The sequence below is a fragment of the Cupriavidus oxalaticus genome (assembly GCF_038900635.1).
GTDB lineage: Bacteria > Pseudomonadota > Gammaproteobacteria > Burkholderiales > Burkholderiaceae > Cupriavidus > Cupriavidus oxalaticus_B.
Map to the genome: position 1 here is coordinate 241,633 of NZ_JAYMRX010000005.1, position 26,041 is coordinate 267,673.

A 26,041-nucleotide genomic window follows, 5' to 3' on the forward strand; every position below is an offset into this window, starting at 1 on the left:
GACTTACGCCGGCTCGGCCGGCGTGTCCGATACCGGGGCGGTGAAGAAGCGCTCGTTCATCTCTTCCAGCCCCAGCGTTTCCAGCACGTTCTGCAGCCGCTCCGCCGGGCGCCGGCGCGGCAGGTCCTTGTACTGGGCGATGATCAGCTCGTTCTTCATCGAGTGTTCCCAGCCCACCAGCTCGGTCACGCTGACCTGGTAGCCATGCGCCTCCAGCTGCAGGCAGCGCAGCACATTGGTCACCTGGCTGCCGAATTCGCGCGTATGCAGCGGGTGGCGCCAGATCTCGGTCAGCGGGTTGCCCGCGAGCAGCTTGCCCTTGTGCTTGCGCAGCACGCCGGCCACTTCGGCCTGGCAACAGGGCACCAGCACGATGTGCTGCGCGCGCTTGGCCAGGGCGAAGCGGATGGCGTCGTCGGTGGCGGTATTGCACGCATGCAGCGCGGTGACCACGTCGACGGTCGGCGGCAGTTGCGGCGAGGTGATCGAGTCCGCCACCGACAGGTTCAGGAACGACATCCCGGGAAAGCCCAGCCGCGCTGCCAGCGCCTGCGAGGTCTTCACCAGTTCCTCGCGCGTCTCGATGCCGTAGATATGGGAATCGTCCTTCAATGCCTTGAAGAACAGGTCGTACAGGATGAAGCCGAGGTACGACTTGCCGGCGCCATGGTCGACCAGCGTGACGCGGCCGCGCTCATCCTTGACCTGCTGCAGCAGCGGCTCGATGAACTGGAACAGGTGGTAGACCTGCTTGAGCTTGCGCCGGCTGTCCTGGTTCATCTTGCCGTCGCGCGTCAGGATATGGAGTTCCTTGAGCAGCTCGATGGACTGGCCGGGGCGGATTTCGTGGGTATTTGACATGGGGACTGCGCAGGCTGCGGGACGCGGCGCGTCCCGGAAATGCCGACAGTTTACCGAAAAGTCCGGCGATGCCATCTGCTGGCGATCTGGCCCACCCCACCTCGGCGGGGATCGTTGCTCGCTCAAGTTTCGCACTCCCGCTGCCGATGGTCATGGATCGATAACAAGTGGAGCGTCAGCGGTCCGGGCCCGCGCTGTCCGCCAGCGCGGGCATGCCGCCGTGGCCGATCGCCATGCAGCTCCGCAACCAATGTCAAGGGACTCATGACGCACGAGTCGGGTTTGCGCCTGGAGCTGACCGAGCCAGGCGAGCAGGTGCATGCACGCTACACGCCGGAGCCAGGCAGGCTGGCTCCGGATCACGCCAGCCTGAAGCAGTGCCTGGACAGCCACGGCTGGGCCGGCGCCCGGCTGGACGCACGCGCGGTCGCGCAGTTCCTGCAGCAGTGCCAGCGCGCCGAGCACGAGATCGACGCCGCCATTGGTGTGCTGGTCGATGGCGCGTTCGAGCTCGATATCACGGATGACGGCCTGGCCGTGCGGCTCACGCTGTTGCCTGCCGAAGGCGGCCGCCCGGTCACCGGGGACGATATCCGCCGCGCCGTCGCCGGGCGCGGCGTGGTGGCGCCGATCCAGGTGCTGGCGCTCGACGCCGCGCTGGCCGAAGGCCGCTGCGAGCTGCGCACCATCGCCGCCGGCGTGGCGCCGCGCCAGGGCGAGCCGGCGCGCTTCGTCAACCTGCTGCAGCCGCGCAAGCCGGTGCAATCCGATGAAGACGATGCGCGCGTCGACCTGCGCGACCTCGGCAACCTGCTCCTGGTCAGCCCCGGCACGCCGCTGATGCGCCGCATCCCGGCGGTGCCCGGCCATGACGGCGTAGACGTATTCGGCAAGCCGATTGCCGCCGATCCCATGGACGATCCGCCCTTTGCCGAAGGCCTGACCGGCGCCGCCGCCGATCCCGACGACCCCGACCTGCTGGTTGCCGTGATCGCCGGCGCGCCAGTGGCCGGCGTGCATGGCATCGCCGTCAGCCCGGTGGTGCAGGTGGAGGCAGTCGACCTGCATTCGGGCAACGTCGCTTTTGACGGCACGCTGCGCGTGGCGGGCGATATCCGTACCGGCATGTCGGTGCGCGTCAGCGGCGACGTGCTGGTCGAAGGCACCATCGAAGCCGCCGATATCGACGCCGGCGGCAATGTGGTGGTCAAGGGCGGCATCATCGGCAAGGCCGAGAACGGCCGTGCCGACGGCGGCATCAGCCGCGCCAGCGTGCGCTGCAAGGGCGCGGTCAAGGCGCGCTTTATCGAGAACGCCGTAGTCGAGGCCGGCACCGAGGTGAGCGTCGACAGCGGCATCCGCCAGAGCGACGTTGCCGCGGGCGCACGCATCGTGGTCGGCGGCCCCGGCGTGCAGGGCAGCATCAGCGGCGGGCGCACGCGCGCCATGCTGGCGGTGCGCGCCGCGGTGCTCGGCAGTCCTGCCGGCAGCGCCACCAGCGTGCAGGTGGGACTGAACCCCTTTGCCGACGCGCAACGCGCCGCGCTCGAGGCCGAACGCCGGCGGCTGCTGGAAGAGCAGAACAAGGTCAGGCAACTGGTCGCGTTCTTTGCCGCGCATCCGGAGAAGGCCGTCGGCGACCTGCGCGAGAAGGCGCGTGCCACGCTGTTCAAGCTCTCGCGTGACCTGTTCGAGCTGGAAGGCCGCCTGACCGAGCTGGGCCAGCAGATGCAGCCCGCCGCCGATGCCGTCATTGACGCGGCACGGCGCATCCATGGCGGCGTCACGCTGCAGGTGGGCAGTCGCGTGCTCAAGGTGATGGAAGACAAGCCTGGTGGCCAGATCCGCCTGGTCGACGACCGAATTGCGGTGACGTGAACGGGACCTGATCGGCACCCGAGCGGGGGCTTCCCCGGGCCCGAATTTGTACTATCCTGCAGGTATGTCCTGGGGTGCCGCAGGATGGGCGAGAGAGCTAGTCTCGGGCAGTGAATGCAGAAGCGGACCAGCAAACTGTGGAAGCGTTACACGGAACCGACTCACGTGGCACTTGAGATACCGGAAGGCCAGCCAATGCGGCTGGCCTTCCTGCTTTTGCGCGCATCTGCAACGCGCGATCCGACCTACACTGAAGGTGCAACCAGTCGCTTACAGGAGGTTGCTATGACTGCCGCACTGATCACGGCACTGGCGCTGATCGCCCTGGTCGCCTGCGCCGCCTTTGCCATCTGGATCATGCGCGAGAAGAACCCGACGCTGCTGCAGCAGCAGGAGCAGTCGGTGCGCACATGGTTCGACCATATGATTCACCGCCACTAGCGGCGCACCGCAGCCTGGCGCTACGTGCCGCAAGAACCCGCCGTGCAGGCGGGCTTTTTCATGGCGCCGGGGTCATGCCGCCCACAGGCGCAGTTCGTGCAGCGCGCTGCGCTCGATCCGCGTGCCGAGCGAGCGTCCTTCGTAGGCGAACATCGCCAGCAGCCATGCGATGTCGACTTCGCCCGCATATTCGAGCCGGAAATGGCTGCGCCGCAGCGGCACCAGCCGCAGGTCTGCGTTGCCTGCCGTATCGAAGCCGACGAAGACCATCAGCGCCAGGTCCGGCCGGTAGTCGTCGTAGCCGCCGATGCCCTCGTAGTCGTTGATGAAATCGCCGCAGCCATAGAGGATGGGCTTGCCCGCATGCAGCTCGATGCCGAGCGGATGGTGCGAGGAATGTCCATGCACGATATCCACGCCGGCCCGTTCCACCAGCCTGTGCGCAAAGGCGCGTTGCGCCGGATCGATGCGGTAGCCCCAGTTGCCACCCCAGTGGATCGATGCCACCACGAGGTCGCCGGCACGCCTGTCCTTGCCGATCCGCGCGGCGATGCGTTCGCACGATGCGGCGGACCAGTCATCCAGCAAATTCACGCCGGAGTGGCCGGCGGTGGCGCGCCATGCCGCGGGTGTGCCGCAATCATGCATGGCGAAGGCAAACACAACGACGCGGCCGCCGCCCGGCCGCGGCAGCCACGCCGGCCGCATCGCGCTGTCTTCGTCGGGGCCGGCACCGGCATGCGCGATATGCGCGGCATCGAGCGCCGCCAGCGTATCGGTCAGTCCCGCGCGTCCCCAGTCGAGCACATGGTTGTTGGCCAGTGCCACGCAGTCGATGGCCGCCGCCTGCAGGCAATCGACATTGCCCGGATGCATGCGGTAATGCACGGCCTTGCCGGGCCATGCGTCGTCGCTGGTGGTGATCGCCGTTTCCAGGTTGGCAATGCGCGGCCATGCGCCGCGACGATCAAGCTCGGCGAGCGCATCGCCCCATGGATACGCCGGCGCCACCGGACGCGCGATCGCGCCCGCCTTGCGCTCGGCCAGGCGCACATAGTCGAGTGCCGAATGCACATACGACTCATGCAGCAGCGGCTGGCTGGGATGCGCCAGGATCTGGTCGATGCCGCGCCCGGTCATCACATCGCCGCACAGGAACAGGGGAGGGTGGCTGGTTGTGTCCATTGCGCAGCCGGCCGGCGCACGTTTGCACCGTGCCAGCAGTACTTCCATGATAGGCGGGCACGGCGCCATGATCGCGTTGCGGCACTTGGGCGAGACGCGCCGAACGTCGCGGTTGATGCCGCGTTTACATTCGGCGGGGGCCTGCCTTAAATGGTGAAGTCATCGGGCTCGTGGCCATCTTCCTGCACCCGGCAGCCGCGCGTCGTCCGATGGTTCCAACCCGCATCGGGAGACAGATCATGAGCCAGTTATCGCAAGAACATGTCGAATCACTGAAGGCGCAATTGCGCGGCCGGCTGTTGCAGCCCGACGACGCCGCCGCCTACGATGAAGCCCGCCGCATCTGGAACGCAATGATCGACCGCCGGCCGCAACTGATCGTGCAGGCCGCCGGCGTTGCTGACGTGATCGCCGCGGTCAACTTTGCGCGCGAGCGCGGCGTGCTGCTGGCGATACGCGGCGGCGGCCACAATATCGGCGGGCTGGCGATCTGCGACGGCGGCATGGTGCTCGACCTGTCGGCGATGCGCTCGGTGCGCGTCGATCCGCGGGCGCAGCGCGCCTGGGTCGAACCCGGCGCCACGCTGCGCGACTTCGACCATGAGGCGCAGGCCCTCGGGCTGGCTACGCCGCTGGGCATCAACTCGACCACCGGCGTCGCGGGCCTGACCCTCGGCGGCGGCTTCGGCTGGCTCAGCCGCAAGTTCGGCACCACCGTCGACAACCTGGTCTCGGCGCAAGTGGTCACTGCCGACGGCAAGCTGCTGCGTGCCAGCGCCGACGAGCATCCCGACCTGTTCTGGGCGCTGCGCGGCGGCGGCGGCAATTTCGGCGTGGCCACAATGTTCGAGTTCCGGCTGCACCCGGTCGGCCCCGAGGTCTATGGCGGCCTGATCGTCTACCCGCTCGAGCAGGCTCTCGCCGTGCTGCCGGCCTTCCGCGAGCAGTTCAAGTCGATGCCGGATGAATTGACGGTGTGGGCGGTGTTGCGCCAGGCCCCGCCACTGCCGTTCCTGCCACCCGAGGCGCACGGCAAACCGATCGTGGCGCTGGCGATCTGCTATATCGGCCCGCCGGGACAGGGGCCCGCGCTGGTCGAGCCGCTGCGCAAGCTGGGCACGCCTTATGGCGAGCACGTCGGACCGATGCCGTTCACGGCATGGCAACAGGCCTTCGATCCCTTGTTGACACCGGGCGCGCGCAACTACTGGAAATCGCATAACTTCGCCGGGCTCGACGACGGCCTGATCGCGATGCTGGTCGAGCAGATCGGCAAGCTGCCGTCGCCGCAATGCGAGGTGTTCGTCGGCGCGATGGGCGGCCAGACCAACCGCGTGGCGCCGGACGCCACCGCCTATGCCAACCGCGATGCGCAGTTCATCATGAACCTGCACGCGCGCTGGGACACGCCGGCTGAGGACGACGCCTGCATCGGCTGGGCCCGCGAGGTATTCCGCGCCGCGGAGCCGTTCGCGCTGGGCAGCGTCTATGTCAACTTCCTGACGCAGGAAGAAACCGACCGTGTCGGCGCTGCCTACGGTCCCAACTTCGCGCGGCTGCTCGAGGTCAAGCGCCAATACGATCCGGGCAACCTGTTCCGCCACAACCACAACATCAACCCGGCGGCATAGTGCCCGGAGCCGTTCACGCGGCTGCAACACTGGCGTGCCAGCATCGGAGCGACCGCGATGTATCCGACAGGAGGAGCAGATGAGACCGGGCGAGGCAGAGCTGGTACGGCGCATCCACAACGAAGTGGCCGACTACTACGACGAAGAGATCGAACTGGAACTGGATGACCGTGAAGCCAGTGAAGCCTTCGGCGACCCGGTAAACCTGCCCGACGGGGCCGAGCAGGACAGCCGCCGCCACTATTTCCGCGAGCTGTTCCATCTGCAGGGCGAACTGGTGCGGCTGCAGAGCTGGGTCGCGGCCACCGGCCACAAGCTGGTGATCCTGTTCGAGGGGCGCGACGCCGCCGGCAAGGGCGGCGTGATCAAGCGCATCACGCAGCGGCTGAACCCGCGCGTGTGCCGCGTGGCCGCGCTGCCCGCGCCCAACGACCGTGAACGCACCCAGTGGTACTTCCAGCGCTACGCGGCGCACCTGCCCGCGGCAGGCGAGATCGTGCTGTTCGACCGCAGCTGGTACAACCGCGCCGGCGTCGAGCGCGTGATGGGCTTCTGCAACGACGACCAGTATGAAGAATTCTTCCGCTCGGTGCCCGAGTTCGAGAAGATGCTGGTGCGCTCCGGCATCCAGGTCGTCAAGTACTGGTTCTCGATCACGCACGACGAACAGCGCCTGCGCTTCCTCAGCCGCATCCACGACCCGCTCAAGCAATGGAAGCTCAGCCCGATGGACCTGGAATCGCAGCGGCGCTGGGAGGACTACACCAAAGCCAAGGAGACCATGCTCGAGCGCACCCACATCGCCGAGGCGCCGTGGTGGGTGGTGCAGGCCGACGACAAGAAGCGCGCGCGGCTGAACTGCATCCACCACCTGCTCAGCCTGGTGCCCTACCAGGACGTGGACGCACCCACGATCGTGCTGCCGGCGCGCGAGCGGCATGAGGACTACGTGCGGCATCCGGTACCGAAAGAGATGTTCGTGCCGGACGTGTACTGATCCACCTTGCTCGAACTAGGGTAAGTGCGGGGTGCGGTATCGGCCCCGCAGCGGCAGCGCTCCCTATAATGAAATCGGCCACCTGGCAAACAAGGGTGGCCGTGCATCGTGGAACTGCTTGTTTTTTGGGCGACCGTGCTTGTCGCCTTCCTCCTGATGAAGCACGCTGGCTGCTTCAGCCAGCCGGTGCTCTATCCCGACTTCGACCATCCGTTCCGGTATTGGTGGGCGCGGCGGTTGGGGCGGTAGCCTGCCTCATCCCCCGTTCGCTGGATCGTCCATGGACGATGTGTCCGCGGCGGCGTCATGCGCGCCGGGGTGTTCCAGTGGCGTCATGCTAGGGACGCCGCGAGGAAGGATCCTGCCGAGATGTGAAGATCCGCTTGGACTGGCCTGACCTGCGTACGTGCAGGCAACAAAAAACCCGGAGAGCGTGACGCTGTCCGGGTTTGCGTGGGCGATGCCCTGAATGCTTTTTGGTGCCGAAGAGAGGAATCGAACCCCCGACCTTCTCATTACGAATGAGCTGCTCTACCGACTGAGCTACTTCGGCAACAAGTTCCGGTGAACTGGAACAGCCCGCAATATTAGCAGTGTTTTTCAGGCTTGGGAAGCCCTTTGTGTCGCCCGTGTCATCCGGCGGCGCAATCCAGGCGGCTCCTGCTCCGCTTGCAGGAGGCGGATGAAGAACGGGGCGCCAGCTGGCGCCCCGTTCTTGTTGCCGGGTGGCGAGGCTCAGGCCTTGCCTTCGGCTTCGTGGTGGTAGCGGGTGACGCGTTCCACTTCGTTCTTCGAACCCAGGATCACGGACACGCGCTGGTGCAGCTTTTCCGGCTGTACGTCCATGATGCGGATCTTGCCGTTGGTGGCCGCGCCGCCTGCCTGCTCGACCAGCATTGCCATCGGGTTGGCTTCGTACATCAGGCGCAGCTTGCCGGCCTTTTCCGGCTCGCGCTTGTCCCACGGGTACATGAAGACGCCGCCGCGGGTCAGGATGCGGTGCACGTCGGCGACCATCGAGGCGATCCAGCGCATGTTGAAGTTCTTGCCGCGCGGGCCTTCGTCGCCGGCCAGGCATTCGTCGATGTACTTGCGCACCGGCGGGGCCCAGTGGCGCATGTTCGACATGTTGATGGCGAATTCCTTGGTGTCTTCCGGGATCATCAGGTTGGACTGCGTCAGCACGAAGCTGCCTGCCTCGCGGTCCAGCGTGAATACGTGAACGCCGTTGCCGACGGTCAGCACCAGCGTGGTCTGCGGGCCGTAGACGGCGTAGCCGGCGGCGACCTGGTGGGTGCCGGGCTGCAGGAAGTCGGCCTCGGTCACGGTCTGGCCGGGCTTGGGCATGTGCAGCACCGAGAAGATGGTGCCGATCGACACGTTGACGTCGATGTTGGACGAGCCGTCGAGCGGATCGAACAGCAGCAAATACTCGCCCTTCGGGTAGCGGTTGGGAATCTCGTAGAACGATTCCATTTCCTCCGATGCCATCGCGGCGAGGTGGCCGCCCCACTCATTGGCGTCGAGCAGCACTTCATTGGCGATCACGTCCAGCTTCTGCTGGGTTTCGCCCTGGACGTTGCCGGTGCCGGCCGAGCCCAGCACGCCGGCGAGCGCGCCCTTGTTGACGGCGTTGGAAATGGCCTTGCAGGCGCGCGCGACCACTTCGATCAGCAGCCGCAGTTCGGGCTGGATCGTGTTGTGCTTGCGCTGCTCCTCGACCAGGTAGCGGGTGAGGCTGATGCGAGTCATGGTTGGTTCTCCTTGGATGGCCGCAATTCTACATGCCCGGCCGGCCCTGGCCGGGCAAAGGGGGCATTGCGGGGCCTCCCTGACGTGCTCATTGGTTCAGGCGGCCAGCGCCTTGCCGACGATCTCCCTGACGTCGCGCGACAGCGTGGTGCTGGCGGCGACGCGCTCCAGTTCGGCGCGCATGCGGTCGCGCAGCGTCAGCTCGTACTTCTGCCAGCGGTCCATCACCCGCGCCAGGCGCGCGGCCACCTGCGGGTTGATGGCGTCGAGCGCCAGTACCTGGTCGGCCCAGAAGCGGTAGCCCGAGCCGTCTTCGGCATGGAACTGCGCCGGATTGCCGGAGCAGAAGCTGAAGATCAGCGAGCGCGCGCGGTTGGGATTGCGCAGGTTGAACGCCGGGTGCTCCATCAGCCTGAGCACGGTGTCGATGGTGCGTTTGCCGGCGTGCGGGCCGCCCGATTGTGGCCCCACGCTGCCGCGCTGCATGCCCTGCAGCGAGAACCATTTGTCGATCACCAGCGCGTCGTCCTCGAAGCGCTCGTAGAAATCGGTGAGCGCATGCTCGCGCCCGGGCGCGAAGCTGTTGACCAGCGCCGACAGCGCGGAGAAGCGGTCGGTCATGTTGTCGGCGGCCTGGTACTGCTCGTCGGCCAATGCGTGCATGTCGGCATCGCCGCTGTCGGCCAGATAGCCGAGCGCGAGGTTGCGCAGCGCGCGCCTGGCGGCGGAGGTCGAATCCGGCGAGTAGGGGCCAGGCGTGGCGTTGGCCTCGTAGGCGGCCAGCCAGTCGGCCTTGAGCGCGCGGGCCAGGCCTTCGCGCATGAACTGGCGGGCGCGGTGGATGGCGGCGGGGTCGGCCACCCCCATGCGCTCGGCCAGGTAAGCTTCGGCGGGCAGCACCAGCGCCTGCTCGCGGAAGGCGGGGTTGAGCGTGTCGTCGGTCAGCACCGCGCGCATGGCCTGCGCCAGTGCCGGGTCGAGCCTGAGTTCGCGGCCGGCCTGCACGTCGGCGACCAGCTGCAGCAGTGCGCGCGTGGCCAGGCGCTGGCCGGCTTCCCAGCGGTTGAAGGCGTCGCTGTCGTGCGCGAGCAGGAAGGTCAGCTGCGCGTCGGTGTAATCGGCATCGACGATCACCGGCGCGGAGAAATTGCGCAGCAGCGACGGCAGCGGTGCGCCATCGCCTGACCCCGCGCCGCGCGGCAGGTTGGTAAAGCGGAAGGTCTGCTCGGCCTGCGTGAAGTCGAGCACGCGCGTGGTCGCGCCGGGCGCGCTTTCGCCTTCGAGCTGCAGCGGCAGGTCCTTGCCATCGGCGCCAAGCAGGCCGAGCGCGAACGGGATGTGGAAGGGCTGCTTATCGGGCGTGCCGGCGCTGGTCTCGATACCGACCTTGGGGCAGCGCTGCGTCAGCGTCAGCGTCAGGCTGCCGTCGTCGGCGTTCCACGCAGTGCGCGCGGTTACCACTGGCGTGCCGGCCTGGCTGTACCACAGGCCGAACTGCGTCAGGTCACGGCCGTTGGCATCGGCCATCGCCGCGCGGAAGTCGTCGCAGGTGACGGCCTGGCCGTCATGGCGCTGGAAGTACAGGTCCATGCCCTTGCGGAAGCCGTCGCGGCCCAGCAGGGTCTGGTACATGCGCACGACCTCGGCGCCTTTCTCGTACACCGTGACGGTGTAGAAGTTGTTGATCTCTTCGTAGCTGTCGGGGCGCACCGGGTGCGCCATCGGGCCGGCGTCCTCGGGGAACTGCACCTGGCGCAGCACGCGCACGTCCTCGATGCGCTTGACCGCGCGGCCCGATTCCGAGCCCATCATGTCGGCGGAGAATTCCTGGTCGCGGAACACCGTCAGGCCTTCCTTCAGCGACAGCTGGAACCAGTCGCGGCAAGTCACGCGGTTGCCGGTCCAGTTGTGGAAGTACTCGTGGCCGACCACCGCCTCGATATTGGCGAAATCCGTGTCGGTGGCGGTTTCCGCATTGGCCAGCACGTACTTGGTGTTGAAGATGTTCAGGCCCTTGTTCTCCATCGCGCCCATGTTGAAGTCGCCGACGGCGACGATCATGAAGCGGTCGAGATCGAGTTCCAGCCCGAAGCGCTGTTCATCCCAGCGGATCGAATGGACCAGCGAATCCATCGCGTGGCGGGTCTTGTCCAGGTCGCGCGCTTCGACCCAGACCTGCAGCAGCTTGTCCTTGCCGGAGGCGGACTGGATCTTTTCCTCGATGCATTCCAGCTTGCCGGCCACCAGCGCGAACAGGTACGACGGCTTGCGGAACGGGTCTTCCCACACGGCTTCATGGCGGCCGTCGGGCAGGTCATGCTTGCTGGCCAGGTTGCCGTTGGACAGCAGCACCGGATACGCCTCGCGATTGGCGCGCAGCGTGACGCGGAAGGTCGCCATCACGTCCGGGCGGTCGAGGAAGTAGGTGATGCGGCGGAAGCCCTCCGCCTCGCACTGGGTAAAGAAGTTGCCGTTGGAGACGTACAGGCCCGACAGCGTGGTATTGGCCGCGGGCTGGCAGGCGGTGGTGATTTCCAGCGTGCCCTGCGCGGGCAGCCCGGGGACGGACAGCGTGCCGGCGTCCTGGGTGGCGTTGGCCACCGGCTTGCCGTCCAGGCTGACGCCGACCAGTTCGAGTTCGTCGCCGCACAGCACCAGCGGCGCATCGGCGGCGGCGCCGGGCTGGCGCGCGAAACGCAGCGTGCTGGTGACGACGGTGCGCTGGGGATCGAGATCGAGCAACAGGTCGGCATGGTCGATGGCGAACGGGGGCGCGGTATAGTCCTTGCGATAGACGGTAACGGGCGTATCGGTGCGCAGCATGGAGGGATCCTGTCTTCGGAAGACCGTTGGGGAGGGTGCCATGCGCGTGCGGGCGAAGCATGGCGCCGAAGTCCTCATTGTAGCCAAGGGGGTGGGGGTTCATCGTCAGCCGCCGCGCCCGGACCGGCGGGAATTCCGCCGGTGCCGCGTGGTCTCAGCGACACGCAGAACGATTTCGACAGTGTGGAAAACGAGGTAGCACTATGTGGCAGCGCGCAGGCGGTGTCGGCAATGAAACCGGAAGAAATGCGGGGCTCATGGGATTCCCGGCCCTGTGGGGCGCGCTGGCGCTATTGGCGCTGCTGCTGTCAGGCTGCGCCAGCACCGTTGTGACCGATGTCACCGCCTTCCGCCAGCCCGGCTGGCAGAACGATGCGCCCCGCACCTACAGCTTCGAGCGCACGCCGGAGCAGGCGGGTCAACTGGATCGCCAGACCTATGAACAATGGCTGGCCGAGGCGCTCTACGACGCCGGCTACGAGCAGGTGCCGGAGAAACAGGCGCGCTACCGCATCAGCATGGATTACGACGCCGCGCCCGGCATCGTACGCGTGGCCGAGACGGTCTACCCCGATCCCTGGTATGGCCCTTGGGGACCCTATTGGGGGCCGTACTGGGGTCCCGGCTATTACCGCCCATGGGGGCCCTGGGGACCCTGGGGTCCGTGGGGGCCGGGCTACTGGCCGCCGCAGACGGTGGTGCGCGACGTGCCGGTGCTGTTCTCGAACGTGCGGGTCTATTTCAGGGACGCTGCCACCGGCAAGCGGGTCTACCAGGTCACGGCGCAGAACCAGACCGAGAACGGCAGCCTGCCAGCGACGATGCCGTACCTGATCCGCAGCATCTTTGCGGACTTCCCGGGGGACAGCGGACGGCCGCGGCGGGTCAAGCTGGAGGTCGAGAAACCGCAGAAATAGAACTGCGTGCAAATGCGTGCAGAGGCATGCTTCTGCACGTTCATTGCATACCCATTGGTAAAAGCTGTTTAACTGGAACATTCCGAGCAAAAAACGGCTTCCGGACTGGCTTTGGTGGCACTTTGCACGAAGCCGTGGGTAGAATGACTGCTCGATTTTTCCGAGCCTTGTGGTCGGAATCGTCAGTTTCGCTGCCAGATGTTTTTTTTCGCTTCCGGTCCTTCTCCCGATTGCGGCCGATACGAACCATGGCGTGAGAAGGGCGCTTCCGGCACCGGGCCATTTTCCGGACGAGCCAATGAGCAGCCAGAACAGCGGTGATGCACCGCAACATGCCCCGAACAGTCCTGAAGCGCAACTGCGCCTCGCTGCACTGGAATACCACCGCAGTCCCACCAAGGGAAAGATCCAGGTCACCGCGACCAAGGCGCTGTCCAACCAGCGCGATCTGTCGCTGGCCTACTCGCCGGGCGTCGCCTACGCCTGCGAGGAGATCGCCAAGGATCCCGCCACCGCCGCTGAATACACCTCGCGCGCCAACCTGGTGGCCGTGGTGACCAACGGCACCGCCGTGCTGGGCCTGGGCGACATCGGCCCGCTGGCCGGCAAGCCGGTGATGGAGGGCAAGGGCTGCCTGTTCAAGAAGTTCGCCGGCATCGACGTGTTCGACATCGAGCTCGACGCACGCGACCCGGACAAGATCGTCGAGATCGTCGCCGCGCTGGAACCCACGCTGGGCGGCGTGAACCTCGAAGACATCAAGGCGCCGGAATGCTTCTACATCGAGCAGAAGCTGCGCGAGCGCATGAACATCCCCGTCTTCCACGACGACCAGCACGGCACCGCCATCATCTCGGCGGCGGCGCTGCTGAACGGCCTGAAGGTGGTCGGCAAGGATATCGCCAAGGTCAAGCTGGCGGTGTCGGGCGCCGGCGCCGCGGCAATTGCCTGCCTGGACACCATGGTGAGCCTGGGCGTGAAGCGCGAGAACGTCTCGGTGGTGGACTCCAAGGGCGTGATCTACGTTGGCCGCGACGCCAACATGGAAGCCAACAAGGCCCGCTACGCGCAGGACACCTCGGCGCGTACGCTGGCCGACATCGTCAATGGCGCGGACGTCTTCCTGGGCTGCTCGACCGCCGGCGTGCTGACCGGCGACATGGTCAAGACCATGGCCGACAAGCCCATCATCCTGGCACTGGCCAACCCCGAGCCGGAAATCCGCCCGGAAGTGGCCAAGGCCGCGCGCCCCGACTGCATCATCGCGACCGGCCGTTCGGATTATCCGAACCAGGTCAACAACGTGCTGTGCTTCCCGTATATCTTCCGCGGCGCGCTCGATTGCGGCGCGACCAAGATCACGGAAGCGATGAAGCTGGCGTGCGTGAAGGCGATCGCCGATCTGGCCGAAGCCGAACTGAACGAGGCCGTGGCCGCCGCCTACGGTGGCCGCGAGCTGAAGTTCGGCCCCGACTACATCATCCCGACGCCGTTCGACCAGCGCCTGATCGAGAAGATCGCGCCAGCGGTGGCCAAGGCCGCTGAAGAGTCCGGCGTGGCCACGCGCCCGATCCAGGACCTGGAAGCGTATCGCCAGCAGCTGTCGACCTACGTCTACCACACCGGCCTGATCATGAAGCCGGTGTTCTCGGCCGCCAAGGCCGCGCCCAAGCGCGTGGCCTATGCCGAGGGCGAGGAAGAGCGCGTGCTGCGCGCGGTGCAGGGCGTGGTCGATGAAGGGCTGGCGCGCCCGACCCTGATCGGCCGCCCGCACGTGATCCAGATGCGCATCGAGAAGGCCGGCCTGCGTCTGAAGGCCGGCGTGGACTTCGACCTGGTCAACCCGGAAGAAGACCCGCGCTACCGCGCCTACCACGAGGCCTACCACGCGCTGCGCGGCCGCGATGGCGTCACGCCGGACATGGCCAAGGTGGCGCTGCGCCGCTCCAACACGCTGATCGGCACCATGCTGATGCACATGGGCGACGCCGACGCGCTGCTGTGCGGCACCGTGGGCCGCTTCGAGGCGCACCTGGAGCACGTGCGCGACGTGATCGGCCTGGCGCCCGGTGCCAGGGTGTTTGCCGCGATGAACGCCCTGATGCTGGAAAAGCACACGCTGTTCATCACCGACACCTTCGTCAATGACGATCCCACCGCCGAGGAACTGGCCGCGATCGCGCAACTGGCCGCCGAGGAGATCGCGCGCTTCGGCCTGCATCCCAAGGCCGCGCTGATGTCGCACTCGATGTTCGGCTCGTCGACGCGTCCGTCGGCGCGCAAGATGCGCGAGGCTGCCGCGATCCTGGCCAAGGCGGCACCGCACCTGGAAGTGGAAGGCGAGATGCAGGGCGACGCCGCCCTGGATGAGGACGTGCGCCGCCACTTCCTGCCGTCGACCAAGCTGGCCGGCAGCGCCAACCTGCTGGTCATGCCGACGCTGGACGCCGCCAACATCGCCTTCAACCTGCTCAAGATCACGGGCGGACAGGGCGTGACTGTGGGCCCGATCCTGCTGGGCGCGGCCAAGCCGGTGCACATCCTGAACCCGCAGGCGACCACGCGCCGCATCGTCAACATGACTGCGGTGGCGGTGGCGGAGTGCAATGCCATCCGCTGAGGTGCCGATAGCGTAGCTGCTGGCGTTGCGCCAGGATGCAAAAAGCCGGGTCGGTGACCCGGCTTTTTGTTTGATGCTGCCTTGCCGCACGACAGGTGCGGCAGGCATCCGGTGCGGTGGCTATTGCAGCACGTTGTACTGCTCACGCATGACCACGATGATGGACTTGGCCGCGGCCAGCTGGGTGTCGAGGTTTTCGACGTATTCCTGTCGAAAATCGACCTCGGCGCTCCAGTTGCATCCGGTGTGGTCAGGCTGGTGCATTCGCACCGCGTGCAGCTCGCATTCGCCGCACTCGGGGTTGTTGTCGAGGCACTGGTTCAGGATGGCCATCAGTTCGGATCGCGTCTTCGCATATCGCCGCATGAGTCACCTCTCTAGGATCGAGTTTTGAGGCCTGGAACACCAATCTAGGTAGCGCAAGATGGCCCTTCCAATTGAATCCCGCTATGGAGCGAGGGTTTCCGATCCGCTGTGGGGCTTGGCATCAAATGGCGCGGCGCAGCATTCCGTGATGTTTTCCTGCCACAAGTGACTGGTGCAGGTGCAATAAAAAGCCCGCCGGAAGGGCGGGCATCAGGACTGCCGGTGAGACGGTTACGCCATCAGAACTTGTGGCGCACGCCTACGCCGAAGGTATCGCCGTGCTCGATGCCGGTGATCTTGTCGTAGTAATAGGCGGCGTAGACGTCGGTACGCTTGGACAGGTTGTAATCGTAGGCGACGGCAAAGGTGTTGCGCTTGAAGTCGCCCAGCGAGTTGTCGACCTTGCCGTAGGCGTAGGAAGCGAGCAGGCTGCCGGCGCCGATGGGCACCGAGGCACCAAACTGGCCGTCGATGTGCTTGGTGTCGCCCGACGGCGCGGTGGTGGCGCGGGTCTTGATGTACTGGCCCTGCGCGAACAGCTTGACCACATTGAAGTCATAGGACAGGCCGATCTGCGCGGCGTCCTGGCGCGACAGGCCGGCGGAGCTCAGGTCGGTCGGCACATTGTCGAAACGCACCTGCTGGTAGGCAACCGTGGCCGCGAACGGGCCGCTGAAGTACATCAGGTTGCCGCCCCACTTGTTCTTGCCGGCGGCGCCGGCTTGCTCGCCGAAGGCGTAGATGAAGTTGGCGGTCAGGCCGCCGAAATTCGGCGTGGAGTACAGCACCGAGTTGTTCCAGCCCGAATCGCCGATGACGCCCGGATCCACCACCGCGCCGCTGGTCGCGCCGAAGTAGGTGTGGAAGATCGTCGGCGAGAACACGTACGAGTCGATCAGCGGGTTGAACAGGATGGTCGACACGAAGTACGGCGTGGTGTTGCGGCCCAGCTTGATGGTGCCGGCCTTGTCGTTCTGCAGGCCGACAAAGGCATTGCGGCTGAACATCGAGTCGCCGTTGAAGCGGCCGCTGTTGCCGCTGTCGGTACGGAAGAAGCCGTTCAGGTCGAAGATGGCCTTGGTGCCGCTGCCCAGGTCTTCGGTGCCCTTGATACCCCAGTAAGACGTCTGCATACCGCCCGAATTGGCGACCCATGCGCGCTCGCCCGTACCCGGGCTCTTGACTGCACCGACGAACATGTCGGCCTGGCCGTACAGCGTCACGCTGGACTGGGCCATGGCCGTGCCGGAAAGAAAGGTAGCCGCTACCGCCGCCAGCTTCATTGCCGGCTTGTACTGCTTCTGCATGTTTAGACCTCCGTGGTTTTGAATCCTGCTTGGAACGTTGTGTACTGGGTCCCTGTCGGGTTCTTTTAATGTCTTTGTGCTTTTATTCGTGCCGCCTGGCCTTGGCTCGGTGTGGTGGTGTTGCTCGGGGGACCGGCGGCATCGGGTACAGCGTTTTTTGTTATACAGGTGAAGCTTTTTTTGTCACGCGGATACTAAGTCGTCAAGACGGAACTGCGCAATGCGATGGATCTGGTTGATGCAGGTTTGCAACTCTTCCTTCGGCGAGTTTTCTACGCGGCGCGCGAACTCCGCGATGATCCCGTGGCGGTCGTAGCCGCGCACGGCGAGGATGAACGGAAAGCCGAACTTCTGGTTGTACGCGGCGTTGAGCGCCTGCAGGCGATCGAACTCTTCCGGCGTGCACAGGTTCAGGCCGGCGCCGCTCTGCTCGCGCGTGGACTCGGCGGTCAGCTCGCCGCGCACCGCGGCCTTGCCGGCAAGCTCCGGGTGGGCGCGCACCAGCTTCAGCTGCGCGGCCTCGCCGGCTTCATCCACGGCGCTGCGCAGCGCCTGCGCCAGCGCGGCGGCATCGGCAAAGGGACGTTGCGCGGCGGCGGCCTCGGCGAACCACGGCGAATGTTCATAGATGCCGCCCAGCACCTGCACGAATTCCGCGACAGGCATGGTGTTGAGTTGGGCGAGGGTATAGGTCTGGCTCATGCTGAATCCGGATTACTTGGCGGGCGTGTAGGGATGGGTCTCGGCCCAGTGGCGGGCGATGTCGACACGGCGGCAGATCCACACCTTGTCATGGCCCTGCACGTAGTCGAGGAAGCGCTGCAGCGCGCGGAAGCGGCCGGGGCGGCCGAGCAGCCGGCAGTGCATGCCGATCGACAGCATCTTGGGACTGTCGTGCCCGGCGGGATTGCCTTCCTCGTAGAGCACGTCGAACGCATCCTTCAGGTACTGGAAGAACTGCTCGCCGGTGTTGAAGCCCTGCGGCGTGGCAAAGCGCATGTCGTTCGAGTCCAGCGTGTATGGCACCACCAGGTGGGGCTTCTTCTCGCCGCCGGTGACTTCCACTTCGGTCCAGAAGGGCAGGTCGTCGCCGTAGTAGTCGGAGTCGTACAGCAAGCCGCCGTGCTCGACCACCAGGCGGCGCGTGTTGGGGCTGTCGCGGCCGGTGTACCAGCCCAGCGGCAGCTCGCCGGTCAGGTCCTTGATGATCTGCATGCCGATGCGCATGTGCTCGCGCTCGGTGGCCTCGTCGATGTTCTGGTAGTGGATCCAGCGCCAGCCGTGGCAGGCGATCTCGTGGCCCAGCTCGACGAAGGCGCGCGTCAGTTCCGGATGGCGCTGCAGCGCCATCGACACGCCGAAGATGGTCAGCGGCAGCCCGCGCTGTTCGAACTCGCGCAGGATGCGCCAGACGCCGGCGCGCGAGCCGTATTCGTAGATGCCCTCCATGCTCATGTGGCGGTCGGGATAGGCCGCGGCGCCGACGATCTCGGAGAGGAACTGCTCGGAGGCGGCGTCGCCATGCAGCACGCAGTTCTCGCCGCCTTCTTCGTAGTTGAGCACGAACTGCACGGCGATGCGCGCGCCGCCCGGCCAGCGGGCGTGCGGCGGCCGGGCGCCGTAACCGATGAGATCGCGTGGATAGTTCTCTGTTGTCATGGTCGTTGCTTGCTTCAGGGGAAACCGTCCGGGCCGCGGCGCCCGCAAGCGCCGTCGACTGTGCAATGAGCGAGCCAGTCACTGGCCCGGCGGCATGCTTCGATATAACCGTTACTCGGTGCCGTGCGAATTGGCGGCGGCGTTGCGCATCGCTTCCTCGCGCGACTGGATGCCGTTGTAGAACAGGTTCAGCGCCACGGCCACGATCGTGCCGAGCACGATGCCGCTGTGGGTAAAGGGGCTAGTCCACTTGGGCAGGTACTGGAAGAACGTCGGTGCCAGCGTCGGGATCATGCCGAAGCCGATCGCGATGGCGACGATGAACAGGTTGTGGCGATTGCGGTTGAAATCGCACGAGCCCAGGATGCGGATACCGGTGGCGGCCACCATGCCGAACATCACGATGCCGGCGCCGCCCAGCACGAACTGCGGCACCGAGGCCACCACGTGGGCCATCTTGGGGAACAGGCCGAAGGCGATCAGGATCAGGCCGCCGGCCGCGGCCACGTAGCGCGAGCGCACGCCGGTCACGGTGACCAGGCCGACGTTCTGCGAGAACGAGGTGTACGGGAAGGTGTTGAAGATGCCGCCGATCACGGTGCCCAGGCCGTCGGCGCGCAGGCCGCGGGTCAGGTCCTCATTGCTCAGCTTCTTGCCCGTGATGTCCGACAGCGCCAGGAACATGCCGGTCGATTCCACCAGCGTGATCAGCATGACGATGCACATCGACAGGATCGCGGTTACCTCGAACGTCGGCATGCCGAAGTGCAGCGGCGTGATGACGGCGACGAAGCTGGCTTCATCGAGGCCTTCGAACGACACCTTGCCCATTGCCATCGCCACCAGCGTGCCCCCGATAATGCCCAGCAGCACCGCGCAGTTGGCCACCAGGCCGCGGCCGTATTTGGTCAGCATCAGGATGACGACCAGCGTCAGGCCGGCGATGCCAAGGTTGGCCAGGTCGCCATAGGCCAGGTTGGGCACTTCCTTGACGACGCCGTCGATGACGGCGCGCGTGGTGGGCTGGCCGCCGGCCGACCAGTTGATGGCCACGCGCATCAGCGACACGCCGATCAGCGTGATCACCGTGCCAGTCACCACCGGCGGGAACAAGCCGAGCATGCGCCCCATCATCGGCGAAATCAGGATGCCGAAGATCCCTGACGCGATCACCGCGCCGTAGATGCCGAGCAGGCCGACGTTGGGATCGGTGCCGATGGCGATCATCGGCGCCACCGAGGCAAAGGTCACGCCCATCATCACCGGCAGGCGGATGCCGAACTTCCAGAAGCCGATGGCCTGGATCAGCGTGGCCAGGCCCGCGGCGAAAAGGTCGGCGTTGATCAGGAAAGCCAGCTGGTCCTTGGGCAGCTTGAGCGCGCCGCCGACGATCAGGGGTACGGCAACCGTGCCGGCGTACATCACCAGAACATGCTGCAGACCAAGCGCGAGCAGGCGCCCTGAAGGCAAACGCTCGTTGGTGAGGTCCGTCGGGACCGTGGTGCTTGCGGAATTCATTGGTGCGTCTCCTCTCCTTTGGTTTGATGGGAACGCCACGTCCGTGCCAGTTCTGTGCCAGCAATGCGTGTTGCCGGCCTCGCTATCGTTGTTTTCGGCCTGCCGTCGCTGCGCTCTCGTTTGCACTGCCTGGGCGCGGTGCGGACGGCGGGCGTTCGGCCTTCTTCTTGCTGGGGCGTGGCGGGTACACCGTGCTAGGTGGAGCGGCCTAGTACGCTGCGAAGATCGAAGCTGCCCGGCTCGTCCGGCTGCACGCGGTCGGCGCAGGCGCCGAGGTGGTGCGCCATGCGCGACTGGGCCAGCGCGGCATCGCCCTGTTCCAGTGCGTCGAGGATTTCCTCGTGTTCGTCGAACGAGCAGGCGTTGTTGCCCGGGGCTTCCACGCTGGCGATCATCAGCGTGGTGCGCGACACCAGCCGGCGCATCATGTTGACCAGCAGGGCGTTGCCCGACAGTTCCGCCAGCGCCGTGTGGAATTCGGCGGACAGCCGGATCCATTTGGGGCGGTCGTGCGTCAGGAAGGCCTGGCGCTCGCTGGCGACCATCTTGCGCAGCGGCGCGATCACGGTCTTCACGTCGGGCATGCCGGCGAGTTTTTCCAGCACTGCGCGCTCCAGCATCTGGCGCAGCTCGAACATGTCGTGCGCTTCGTCGGTGGAAGGGCTGGCGATAAAGGCGCCGCGATTGGGTTCGAGGTCGACCATGCCATCGGCGGCCAGGTGCGACAGCACCTTGCGTACGGTGTGGCGCGCGGTGGCATAGATCTCGCAAAGCGAATGCTCGGTGAGCTTGGTGCGCGGCGGCAGCCGGTGCTCCATGATCGCGTCGTAGATCTCGTGGTACATGCGCTCTTCGACCGAGCCCTTGCGCGCGGGCTTGTCCGGCCTGGCGGGCAGGGATCCGGTCGGATCGGCATCGGAAACGCCGGTGACACCGGCAATCAGCTTCAGGCTCTTGGACATCTTGGCACCAGCAGTCATGCAGTCAGGTCGGTCCGGACCCCCGTAATCCCGTGTATCAGGGTTCGGTGATCCGAAAATTGTTGACAATTATTTGGTTGGGGCCTCAATATTGTCAACAAAACCAGCTCAGGTTTTCGACAACTCAGGGAAATCCCTGAATTGCCAACCGGGTCGGGCAGGCGCATTGTCGCCACGCACCAACCCAGCGCCGGGATGCGTTACCAGACGTACCGAGCGGGCACCATTCCCGTAAATGGTGCTAGTGAAGGCAGCGGCGCCCCTCACAACCCAATCGCAAAAGGACAAATACGATGGGACGCTTGACTACCCACGTTCTTGACACCGCTGCCGGCACGCCCGGACAAGGGATGTCGATTACTCTCCATAAAATTGTCGACAATCGCCGCGAAACCCTGAAGACCGTGGTCACCAACCACGACGGCCGCTGCGACCAGCCGCTGCTGGAAGGCGCCGACCTTGCCGCCGGCGTGTACGAACTGGAATTCGCCGCGGGCGACTATTTCCGCGCACAGGGCACGAAGCTGCCCGAGCCGGCTTTCCTGGACGTGGTGCCCCTGCGCTTCGGCATTGCCGACGTCAACGCGCACTACCACGTGCCGCTCCTGGTTTCGCCCTGGTCGTACTCGACCTACCGCGGCAGCTGACGCGGTGGCTTAGGGAAACAGGAGACAAGACATGGAAGGCTATATCCTCGACTGGGCCAATATGCTGCTGCGGTGGGTGCACGTCATCACCGCGATCGCATGGATCGGCTCTTCGTTCTATTTCGTGTGGCTGGACAACAGCCTGACCAAGCCCACCGCGCCCGACCTGAAGGAAAAGGGCGTCGATGGCGAGCTGTGGGCCGTGCACGGCGGCGGCTTCTACAACCCGCAGAAGTACCTGACTGCGCCCAAGCAGTTGCCGGAGAACCTGCACTGGTTCTACTGGGAGTCGTACTCGACCTGGATGAGCGGCTTCGCGCTGCTGGTGGTGCTGTACCTGTTCAACGCCAGCACGTTCCTGATCGACAAGAATGTGTTCGACATGTCGCCTGGCGCGGCGGTCGGCTTCGCGGTGTCGTACCTGCTGATCGGCTGGATCGTCTATGACAGCATCTGCCGCCTGTTCAACAAGAATGACCGCCTGGTCGGCATCCTGGTGGCGATCTACATCGCGGCGGCCGCCTACGTCGCGTGCCATGTCTTCTCGGGCCGCGCGGCGTTCCTGCTGACCGGCGCGATGGTGGCGACGATCATGAGCGCCAACGTGCTGGCATGGATCATCCCGGGCCAGCGCAAGGTGGTGGCGGCACTGAAGGCCGGCCAGCCGGTGGACCCGATCCACGGCAAGCGCGGCAAGCAGCGCAGCGTGCACAACACCTACTTCACGCTGCCGGTGCTGTTCGCGATGCTGTCGAACCACTACAGCATGACGTACGCGTCCAAGTACAACTGGGTGGTGCTGATCCTGATCATGCTGTCGGGCGTGCTGATCCGCCAGTTCTTCATCCTGAAGCACAAGGGCAAGATCAACGTGCTGTGGCCCGCCGCCGGCGTTGCCGCGCTGGCCGTGGTCGCCGTGATGATCGCGCCGCAGCCGCGCCCGGCCGTGGCCAAGGGTGGCGAGGCAGCCGCAGCGACCGTCAGCTTTGCCAAGGTGCAGGAAGTGATGAATGCGCGCTGCGTGCAGTGCCACGCCGAGCAGCCGAAGATGATGCCGACCGCGGCCAAGGGCATCAAGCTCGAGACGCCGGAAGACATCAAGACCCATGCCCAGCTGATCTACCAGCAGGCGGTGCAGCAGAAGGCGATGCCGCTGGGCAACGTGACGCAGATTACCGACGACGAACGCGCGCTGCTGGGGCAGTGGTTCGAAGGCGGTGCCAAGACCACCAACTGATGGTGGCGTGAGCTGAAAAGAGTTGGGGCCGGCTTTTGACGAGCCGGCCCGCGAAATCCGAGCATCGGTGATCGACGGTCCGGAGGGCTGTGCTGTTGGCAGCCGTCAGTACCGGACCGGCGAGGGTTTGAACGGGGCCTTGTGCCCCGTTTTTTTTATGGCCAGCGCGCCGCGATCAGGCCGTCGCCGTGCCTTGCTGGGCGCCGCGGCCAGTGTACTGCGCGATATCGACGGCATCGATCTGGTCAGGCCGCATGAAGCGCTCGGCGTAGCGCAGGTAGACGCCTGAGGTCAGGAACAGCTCGAACAACTGCGGGTCGATGTGCTGCTGCGCCGCCGCCGTGGCCATGATGCGAACCGATTCCGACAGGCTCTTGGCCTTCTTGTACGGACGATCGGCCGCGGTGAGCGCCTCGAAGATATCCGCAATTGCCATCATCCGGGCCAATGGGCTCATCTCGCTGCCATGCAGTCTGCGCGGGTATCCGGTGCCGTCCATCTTTTCATGATGGTTGCCGGCGATTTCCGGGACCTGGCGCAGGTGGCGCGGAAACGGCAGGCGCGACAGCATGACCTGCGTCTGCACGATATGCTCTTCGATCTTGAAGCGCTCTTCCTCCGACAGCGTGCCGCGGCTGACCAACAGGTTGTGCAGTTCGCCGCGGTTGTAAAGGTGCGTGGGCGTATTCAGCCGGAAGCCCCATGGGTTGTCGGCCGGGAAGATGTCGCGGGTGCCGCGCGCGATCGCGTGTTCGGGCTTGTCGGCCAGCAGCGGTTCCACGGCCGGCACCGGTGCGGCGGGGTGGTGCGCCTTGCGCGCCAGTTCCTCCTGCGAGATGCCGAGGCGGTCATCGAGCGTGCGCAGCCAGGTACGCTCCGCGATGCGCATCAACCGTTCCTTTTGTGGTGCATCCATGAACTCGCCGCCCTGGTTGCAAGCGGCGACAAAGGCAAAGTCGTCATCCAGCGCCGCGAGCTCGGCATCGCGCCGCTGGCGCGCCGCGCCTGCCTCCTCGCCGGCGGAGATGGCGCGCAGGCAGGCGATCTCGGCATCGCGCTTGAGCACCTCGAAGCGCATCCGTACTTCATGGATGCGGTCGCACAGCGTTTCCAGCTTGGTGGCCTTGTCGATGATGTATTCGGGGGTCGTGACCTTGCCGCAGTCGTGCAGCCAGGCGGCTACGTTCAGGGCTTCCCACTGCGCTTCGGTCATCTGGAACGAGCGGTAGGGGCCGTCGGTGGCATCGCAGGCGGCGCGGGCCAGCAGCTTGGCAAGCTCGGGCACGCGTTCGCAGTGACCGCCGGTGTGTGGGCTCTTGGCGTCGATGGCACCCGCCATCATCCGGATCAAGGCATCGAAGAGATTGCGCTGGGCTTGCGTCAGTGCCCGCACTTCCAGCGCGCCGGCGCACAGGCTGGCCAGCGTGCCGACGAAAGCAAGCCGCGCGGGGTCGATCGGCGTGTCGCGCAAGACCAGGATCAGCCCCTGCAGTTCCTGTTGCCGCGTCGCGAGCGGAATCGCGGCGGCGTAGCAAGGGGCGTCGGATGCCAGCAGTTCGAGCTTCGCCGCGCGGATGTCTTCGGGCGTCAGCTGGCCGGTCTGCGGCGCGAGCACGGCGGCAGCCGCGCGCACCAGCGGCAGCGACTGCCGGATCGGGCTTGGTGGCATCGCCTGCGATACGCTGGTGCCGTCGCAATCCAATGCCGCGGCCACGCTCAGCGCCTCGCCGTCAGCAAGGTACAGCGCCCCCGCGCTGCCGCCGGCGGCGTTGAGCATTTTTCTCAGCAGCACCGGCAGCAGCTGCTCGAGGCGGCTTTCGGCAGAGATGGCCTGGACCATGACGACGAAACGCTGGACGGTTTGCCGCATGTCTTCCGTAGCGCTGGCAAGGGCATTCAACTCGCTGATGCGTGACTGCACCGCGATGGGCTGGCGGAAGTCGAACCGGCGCAGGGCTTCGACGCTGCCGGCCAGGTCATGCAGCGGCCGGGAGAAATAGCGGGCCGCCAGCCAGATCAGCGGCAACGACAGCAGCACGACCGCGACGGTGGCGCCCATGCCGATCCACGCGCGCTGCTTTGCCGTCTTGAGCAGTTCGTCCTGCGGAATGGCCGCGAGCAGGTACAGCGGCTTGCCGCCCGCGGGCGTCAACAGGTCGACGGTGGTGTACCAGTCCTCGTCGCCGGCGCGCATCAGTTCCTGCCGGCCGGAGGGGGCGCCGTGCGCGGCGATGCGTGCCGCGAGCCGGGTCAGGATGGGAATGCCGAAGTCGCCTGGCATGACCAGCACCTCCGTCCGGATGGTGTCGGGCGCGGATGCGGAATCCGGGAATTTGCGATCGATTGCGACGATGCGACCGTTGCTATCGAGCAAGGCCAGCAATGAGCGTGCCATGGTCGTCTTGCGTGCCAGCATGTTGCCCAGCGAGTCCAGGCGGAAGTCGCCGCCTACCACGGCATCGCGGCGGGCGGTGGGAATGGCGACCGTGGCCCCGGCTTCGTTGTCGGAAAAGAACAGGTAGGGTTCGGTCCTGACCATGCCGCCGCTGGATAAGGCGTCCTGGTACCACGTCCGCTGGCGCGGGTCGAACTTCCGGGCGAAGTCATGATCGTCGACGCTGTGCAAGATGCCGAGGCTGGCATCGAGAAAGTAGAGCCGGCCACGGCTTTGCGCGCTGCCGCCGCGCTCCACGCTGCGCACGGCATAGGCAGCCTTTTCGGGCGCATCGAACAGGGCCCGGTCGGCGTCGCCGCGCAGGGCCCGGAAATAGAAGAAGCTGCCGTCCGCATAGCCCAGATAGAGCGATTGCAGTACCGGCGAGGTGTCAAGCGCGTCACGCAGCAAGGCAAGGCGGGCCAGCCGCGCGTCGGTTGTGGGCGCGTCGGCCAGCGAACTGTGGCTGACCAGCTTGATGACCATCTGCGCCGGCACGATCAGCTCGCCCACTTCGTCGAGCGTCTCCCGGCTGATGCGATGGACGGCGTCGGAGGCCGCGGCCTCCAGCGCCGTCTTGGTCATGAAGAAGTTGATGCCGCAAGTCAGCGCACCAACTGCCAGGACCAGCGACCCGAACAGCAGCCACAGGTGGACGTGAAGCGGGACACTCTTGCGCGCTTGCATAGGCACCTCCGTCGGCTGGGTGTTGCACGGCGCATAGCGGCGGCCGCCGCGTTACCGTGGCGGCCCTCCCGCGTGTAGGCCAACGTCCAGTTTCGAATGCG

19 protein-coding genes and 1 tRNA gene are annotated in these 26,041 nt (G+C 66.0%); 8 read left to right on the top strand and 12 right to left on the bottom strand.

The annotated features are described in order from the left end of the window. Positions 1 to 3 precede the first annotated feature (3 nt). A complete protein-coding gene (locus tag VSR71_RS11510; RefSeq protein ID WP_342913982.1) occupies positions 4 to 861 on the bottom strand; it encodes an SAM-dependent methyltransferase in 858 nt (285 codons plus the stop codon). A 264-nt stretch (positions 862 to 1,125) separates the two neighbouring features. On the opposite strand from VSR71_RS11510, the gene VSR71_RS11515 reads away from it, so the two are divergent. Together VSR71_RS11515 and VSR71_RS11520 are read left to right on the top strand one after the other, a co-directional pair. After that, complete coding sequence (locus tag VSR71_RS11515) at positions 1,126 to 2,739, top strand: FapA family protein (RefSeq protein WP_342913983.1); 1,614 nt, start codon at positions 1,126 to 1,128, stop codon at positions 2,737 to 2,739. Positions 2,740 to 3,024: 285 nt separating this feature from the next. Further along, positions 3,025 to 3,180: a hypothetical protein gene (locus VSR71_RS11520; protein WP_167884582.1), complete on the top strand. Its 156-nt coding sequence runs from the start codon at positions 3,025 to 3,027 to the stop codon at positions 3,178 to 3,180. A gap of 72 nt (positions 3,181 to 3,252) precedes the next feature. Here the strand turns inward: VSR71_RS11520 and VSR71_RS11525 are convergent, their stop codons facing one another. Further along, the gene (locus tag VSR71_RS11525; protein ID WP_342913984.1) at positions 3,253 to 4,365 is read right to left on the bottom strand and encodes a CapA family protein; all 1,113 of its coding nucleotides are present in this window, start codon (positions 4,363 to 4,365) and stop codon (positions 3,253 to 3,255) included. A gap of 239 nt (positions 4,366 to 4,604) precedes the next feature. On the opposite strand from VSR71_RS11525, the gene VSR71_RS11530 reads away from it, so the two are divergent. Both VSR71_RS11530 and ppk2 read left to right on the top strand, forming a co-directional pair. Continuing rightward, positions 4,605 to 5,996: an FAD-binding oxidoreductase gene (locus tag VSR71_RS11530; protein WP_342913985.1), complete on the top strand. Its 1,392-nt coding sequence runs from the start codon at positions 4,605 to 4,607 to the stop codon at positions 5,994 to 5,996. 79 nt (positions 5,997 to 6,075) lie between these two features. Continuing rightward, positions 6,076 to 6,993, top strand: coding sequence for a polyphosphate kinase 2 (gene ppk2, locus VSR71_RS11535; protein ID WP_342913986.1), 918 nt, complete (start codon positions 6,076 to 6,078; stop codon positions 6,991 to 6,993). Between the two features lie 477 nt (positions 6,994 to 7,470). On the opposite strand, the gene VSR71_RS11540 is transcribed toward ppk2, so the two are convergent. The 3 genes from VSR71_RS11540 to pepN all read right to left on the bottom strand — a co-directional run bounded on the left by VSR71_RS11540 (position 7,471) and on the right by pepN (position 11,568). After that, positions 7,471 to 7,546, bottom strand: a tRNA-Thr gene (locus VSR71_RS11540). A 182-nt stretch (positions 7,547 to 7,728) separates the two neighbouring features. Then, positions 7,729 to 8,745 (bottom strand): class 1 fructose-bisphosphatase, encoded by a 1,017-nt coding sequence (locus VSR71_RS11545; RefSeq protein ID WP_342913987.1) that lies wholly within the window; start codon positions 8,743 to 8,745, stop codon positions 7,729 to 7,731. 96 nt (positions 8,746 to 8,841) lie between these two features. Beyond that, positions 8,842 to 11,568: an aminopeptidase N gene (pepN, locus tag VSR71_RS11550; protein WP_342913988.1), complete on the bottom strand. Its 2,727-nt coding sequence runs from the start codon at positions 11,566 to 11,568 to the stop codon at positions 8,842 to 8,844. A 257-nt stretch (positions 11,569 to 11,825) separates the two neighbouring features. Here pepN and VSR71_RS11555 point away from each other — a divergent pair, with 257 nt between their 5' ends. Both VSR71_RS11555 and VSR71_RS11560 read left to right on the top strand, forming a co-directional pair. Continuing rightward, on the top strand, positions 11,826 to 12,485 hold the full coding sequence (locus VSR71_RS11555) for a DUF4136 domain-containing protein (protein ID WP_342913989.1): 660 nt from the start codon (positions 11,826 to 11,828) through the stop codon (positions 12,483 to 12,485). Positions 12,486 to 12,783: 298 nt separating this feature from the next. After that, complete coding sequence (locus tag VSR71_RS11560; protein ID WP_342913990.1) at positions 12,784 to 15,105, top strand: NADP-dependent malic enzyme; 2,322 nt, start codon at positions 12,784 to 12,786, stop codon at positions 15,103 to 15,105. Positions 15,106 to 15,225: 120 nt separating this feature from the next. On the opposite strand, the gene VSR71_RS11565 is transcribed toward VSR71_RS11560, so the two are convergent. The 6 genes from VSR71_RS11565 to VSR71_RS11590 all read right to left on the bottom strand — a co-directional run bounded on the left by VSR71_RS11565 (position 15,226) and on the right by VSR71_RS11590 (position 20,917). Continuing rightward, a complete protein-coding gene (locus VSR71_RS11565; RefSeq protein WP_029045604.1) occupies positions 15,226 to 15,471 on the bottom strand; it encodes a hypothetical protein in 246 nt (81 codons plus the stop codon). Between the two features lie 239 nt (positions 15,472 to 15,710). Then, a complete protein-coding gene (locus tag VSR71_RS11570; protein WP_342913991.1) occupies positions 15,711 to 16,778 on the bottom strand; it encodes a porin in 1,068 nt (355 codons plus the stop codon). Positions 16,779 to 16,961: 183 nt separating this feature from the next. Continuing rightward, positions 16,962 to 17,480, bottom strand: coding sequence for a 2-oxo-4-hydroxy-4-carboxy-5-ureidoimidazoline decarboxylase (gene uraD / locus VSR71_RS11575; RefSeq protein WP_342913992.1), 519 nt, complete (start codon positions 17,478 to 17,480; stop codon positions 16,962 to 16,964). A gap of 12 nt (positions 17,481 to 17,492) precedes the next feature. Beyond that, a complete protein-coding gene (gene puuE, locus VSR71_RS11580; protein WP_342913993.1) occupies positions 17,493 to 18,437 on the bottom strand; it encodes an allantoinase PuuE in 945 nt (314 codons plus the stop codon). A gap of 111 nt (positions 18,438 to 18,548) precedes the next feature. Continuing rightward, positions 18,549 to 19,955 (bottom strand): nucleobase:cation symporter-2 family protein, encoded by a 1,407-nt coding sequence (locus VSR71_RS11585; protein WP_342913994.1) that lies wholly within the window; start codon positions 19,953 to 19,955, stop codon positions 18,549 to 18,551. Positions 19,956 to 20,149: 194 nt separating this feature from the next. After that, entirely contained in the window at positions 20,150 to 20,917 is a 768-nt protein-coding gene (locus tag VSR71_RS11590) for a GntR family transcriptional regulator (RefSeq protein WP_342913995.1), read from the bottom strand. A 311-nt stretch (positions 20,918 to 21,228) separates the two neighbouring features. Between VSR71_RS11590 and uraH the strand changes: the two genes are divergently transcribed. Continuing rightward, on the top strand, positions 21,229 to 21,582 hold the full coding sequence (uraH, locus tag VSR71_RS11595; RefSeq protein WP_029044808.1) for a hydroxyisourate hydrolase: 354 nt from the start codon (positions 21,229 to 21,231) through the stop codon (positions 21,580 to 21,582). A 31-nt stretch (positions 21,583 to 21,613) separates the two neighbouring features. After that, positions 21,614 to 22,819 carry a urate hydroxylase PuuD gene (locus VSR71_RS11600; protein WP_342913996.1) on the top strand — a complete coding sequence of 402 codons (1,206 nt, stop codon included), beginning with the start codon at positions 21,614 to 21,616 and terminating at the stop codon, positions 22,817 to 22,819. 175 nt (positions 22,820 to 22,994) lie between these two features. On the opposite strand, the gene VSR71_RS11605 is transcribed toward VSR71_RS11600, so the two are convergent. Then, positions 22,995 to 25,940: an HD domain-containing phosphohydrolase gene (locus VSR71_RS11605; RefSeq protein WP_342913997.1), complete on the bottom strand. Its 2,946-nt coding sequence runs from the start codon at positions 25,938 to 25,940 to the stop codon at positions 22,995 to 22,997. Positions 25,941 to 26,041 lie beyond the last annotated feature (101 nt).